The organism is Phormidium sp. CCY1219 (assembly GCF_035615515.1).
Lineage (GTDB): Bacteria > Cyanobacteriota > Cyanobacteriia > Cyanobacteriales > Laspinemataceae > CCY1219.
In genome coordinates, this window is record NZ_JAJENT010000242.1 from 1 (window position 1) to 4062 (window position 4062).

At 48.0% G+C, this 4062-nt stretch carries 3 protein-coding genes; 2 read left to right on the forward strand and 1 reads right to left on the reverse strand.

Features of this window, described 5'->3' with window-relative positions; genetic code table 11:
* Positions 1-78 precede the first annotated feature (78 nt).
* Positions 79-822, forward strand: coding sequence for a hypothetical protein (locus LKK83_RS02570; RefSeq protein ID WP_324629229.1), 744 nt, complete (start codon positions 79-81; stop codon positions 820-822).
* A gap of 67 nt (positions 823-889) precedes the next feature.
* On the opposite strand, the gene LKK83_RS02575 is transcribed toward LKK83_RS02570, so the two are convergent.
* On the reverse strand, positions 890-1099 hold the full coding sequence (locus LKK83_RS02575) for a Nif11-like leader peptide family natural product precursor (protein WP_324629230.1): 210 nt from the start codon (positions 1097-1099) through the stop codon (positions 890-892).
* Between the two features lie 96 nt (positions 1100-1195).
* On the opposite strand from LKK83_RS02575, the gene LKK83_RS02580 reads away from it, so the two are divergent.
* A complete protein-coding gene (locus LKK83_RS02580) occupies positions 1196-3700 on the forward strand; it encodes a substrate-binding domain-containing protein (protein ID WP_324629231.1) in 2505 nt (834 codons plus the stop codon).
* Positions 3701-4062: the final 362 nt, after the last annotated feature.

The following is a 4062-nucleotide window of genomic DNA, read 5'->3' on the forward strand; positions in this document are numbered from 1 at the left end:
TGTAAGGGGGGCGAATTCCTCCCCATACATAAATGACAGGGGTTTCCATTCGCCCCCCTTACCAACCCCTAATTTTCTATGAAAATCAGAACTCGCATCCAACGCAAAGAGAAGAAAAAAATTCCCTTGCCGTCCACATCTTACTCGCCGATACGATCGCGTCCCTTCACCCACAGCGCCGACAGCGCCTCGCGCGCCACAGATGCCCCCACGGTACAAACCTCCCCTTCCGGCGGTCATCACTTGGCCAATATCTCGATTTTACCTCCGGAAGAAGAACCGCAATTGCAAGAGCTTTCCATGCAATCTAGGGATTCCGAAGGGATTCAGCTTCAGGCGGAGGAGGAAGAAACTTCTGCTAATCCCCAGTTAGAAGAGAGTCTCGAAGTATTGCAAGGCAACGAACACTCCGAGACGATTCAACGGGCAGGGGGAGGGCGACATGCGCCAGTAGACGATCGCCACAATATCACCGACCCCTATCTGGAGCCGGCCCGCTGGTTGGAAACCTTGAAACGGGAACGAGTGGCGGATTTGTTTCGCACGGCGGGCGGATTGGACGGGCACGTGCAACAAATTCAAGGGGAGATTAATCGCCTGATTAGCGATCGCAATCAACAGCAAAAATTGTCAGGTAAAACCGGGGAAGAAACCGTAGAATATACCACCGCCTTGGATTCCCTGCGTCAGGCGTTAATCAGTAGTGCCAAAGGGGCGACATTTGATTTTCCCAAGTTTGGCTTAACATTGACTCCCCTGGCCTCGGATCTTTACCTAGAACGAACGAACGGCAAGTTAAAAGTGGATGGGAAAGCGGTGTAGTTGGCCGGGGAAAATGGCGATCGCGACTTTTTGGGAGAAAAATTGCGATCGCCATTTTCCCATCAGCTTAAATTCCCGGAATTTCCGAAAGCTGGGATTTATATTCTTCTACTTTAAAGCTTGTCGCCTCTAGCCATTCTTCTACAGTAAAATCGTATCCATCCTTTTGCGCCATTGCCACTAAATCCTCTAAACTAGAAGCCGTATTGTACTTGTCCTTCAGTTCGGGATAGGCTTGAACGTCTCTAAACAACCTAACTACTTCATTTTGTGCCATTTTTCCAATCCTAAGCCTAGGGAATTGCTAGGGTTAGCATAGCAAAATAATGCCGCCACTGTCGAGAAAAGTTTTGTAAAGATTTACAGGGAGAGCATGTCAAAAAAACTGGGCAAAGAAGTGCTAAAAGAAGCGGGGCGTAGAGAAGCAGCGCGCGCCGCCACAAAAGCGAGTGGTGTAAAGCGGGGATTTACCGCCGGACTTACCCGTTTGGTGCCCATGCGAATGCGATGGATGGTGCCCTTCGTCAAGCAACACCTGAAAATTAGCCCGCCGAAACTGCCTCAGTTCAAGTCCAAACTGCCCTTTAAACTCTTCAAAAAAGAGACAGAAGCGGCGGAAGAAACGCAACTCGCCCCGGAGTTAGAAGCCGAACCCACACCGGTGCAATTGCGCCAACCGATAAAACCGCTTTATCCGAAATACAGTTGCTTGCGCGCGAACCCGCTTGCTTGTGAAGTGCCGCAACAGACGCAGGAAGAACGACCGAAAGCGAAATTTTGCCGGGAATGCGGGTTTCCGGTTCCGTTGCCCATGGAGACCCAAATTCAGGGAAGCCGGGGAACCTATCAAGTGGAACGGTTGTTGGGTTATCGGAATATGGGGCGATTGTACGAAGGGATAAAATTGAGCGATCGCCAACCAGTCGTTATCAAAGAATACCTGTTCCCCAAACGCTATTTTAATAAAGAAGAAACCCGTCAGAGAAGAGAGTTATTTTTGCTGTTTTCCCGGGTGAGTTTGGCTGATGGTCGGGTGCAAGACCCGCGCCTGCTGACTCCTACAGAAGCGATCGCCTCTCCTCTAGAAAACCGCTGTTATCTCATCACCCAAGGGAAAATCGACAGCTTTCCCACCCTCGCCAGCTACTTATTGCAAACCGGACCGCTGAGTAGCTTTCAAGTGTATCAAGCCCTCGACCAAGTATTGCAAAGCTTGCAATTTCTTCACGGACAAAAATTTCGCCTGCACTCCGGTCTCGTCAAACCGGGAATTGCCCACGGAAATCTCAGTCTCGATAGTTTGTTAATCGTCCCCCATTTGCAGGGATTCTTTATCTATCTGTGCGATTTAGGACTGTGGGAAAATCCCTTTCATCCCATCCTGCCAGAATCGGTTAATCTTTCCCCAGAACGAGACTTAAAAGACTTAGGCTACATTGCCTTTTATTTGCTCGCCGGGTCGGCGGTGGATTTGGAAACCGAACGACCGCTAAATCCCACGGTAGAAGAAGATTGGCCGCCTGTCAATCGGGATTTGAAGAACTTTATTTTAAATCTAATCGGAATCGGAAACCTGCCCTTTCACAGTGCCGAAAATGCCCGCCAAACGTTATTGAAACTTCCGATAAGCGCGGGGGAAATCCAGTCTAGTTTGGCGAACAAATCTGCGCCAAACGAACTGATTACCGAACCGATAAGCGAGAAAAAGAAACCTTGGCGGCGGATTTTGGGGGTTTCCCTAGGGATTTTGGGTGTGGTGTTATTGGGACTGCTGATTTATTGGCTGGTTACGCGAAAAGAAACTAGGGCCACCGATGAGCAAACTCAGTGCTGTATTGAAAATGTGGCGGGGATTCCCTTGGGAGATTTTATCTATACCACGGTGGAGAGTGGGATTTGGAATTACGTGTTAGACCAACCGAATTTAATTGCGCGGGGGAAAACTCTAGAGTCAGAATTGAGACTGCGGATAAGTCCTCCTGGGGAAGAAGGAGAACCCGCGCCGATTTCGTTTCGCGCGCAAGAAGAACCAAGCGCGACTGAAGCGATCGCGCAAGTGTTGTCTCAATCTGCCGATTTTGCGATCGCCAATCTCCTGAGCGCCAAAGCAGTTTATGGGGATTTATTCTATACCGAATTGGGGTACGAAGCATTTGCCTATGATGGGATTGTGGTTTTCGTCCCCTTTAGCTATGCGCGGCGAGAAAATAGCTTGCCTCACGAGTTAAATGGAACCATTACATTCGAGCAATTGCGGCAAATTTACACTGGAGAGATTACCAATTGGTCGCAACTGGGCGGACCGGATTTAGAGATAAAATTGTATGTGCCTGTAGAAGAAGAAGCGGTAAGGATGTTCGAGTCGAGGGTGTTAAAAGATAGAGGCGCGATCGCTCAGTTTCGCGCCTTACGCCAAAACCAGACACAACCGGGAAGTTTCGCCGTCACCCCCGCGAGAATTACCTCCCTTTCCACCTTCGCCATGTTGCGACAAGTGATTCGCGATTTTGAAGATAATACTATTGGCAGTATTGGATTTGGCAGTTTGAGCAAAGTCTTCGGTCAATGTTCCGTCTATCCATTGGCGATCGCTCGAGATAATTCCTCCCCCATTTCTCCCCTAATTCACCCCCAACTCAATCAACCCATCACTCCAGACAGCGATTTATGTAACGATAAAGGCAGTTATTTCCCCAACGCCGAAGCATTTCGCAACAACCGCTATCCCTTAGCTTATCCCTTAAGCATCATTTATTTGCGAGACAATCGATTAGAACCCGTAGGGGAAAAATTTGCCGAAATCCTCAAAACTACCGAAGCTCAACGTTTGATTTATCAAACTGGACTAATTCCCCTCAATCCTTTACCGCCACGGTAAGGTTTGGTGGTCATTGGTCATGGGAGAACAGGTCATTGGTCATTGGTACTTCCTCAAATGACCTATTAAAAAAAAACTAATTACAAATCACCAATAAAAAACGACAAACAACAAATGACAAACAACAAATGACAAACAACAAATGACAAACAACAAATGACAAAGGACAAAGGACAAATGACCAACGACCAATGATATTCGACCTTGGTCTAATATAGCTGCTGAGGGGGAAATTCTAAACTGGGGGTAAAATTGGGGGGGGGAGAGTTCGACATTTAGGGGGAACCGATGGCGAAAAGTAATTCTACTCAGACACATGGCCTCAACTATATTACGGCCAATCGATTTTATGTAGAAATGGA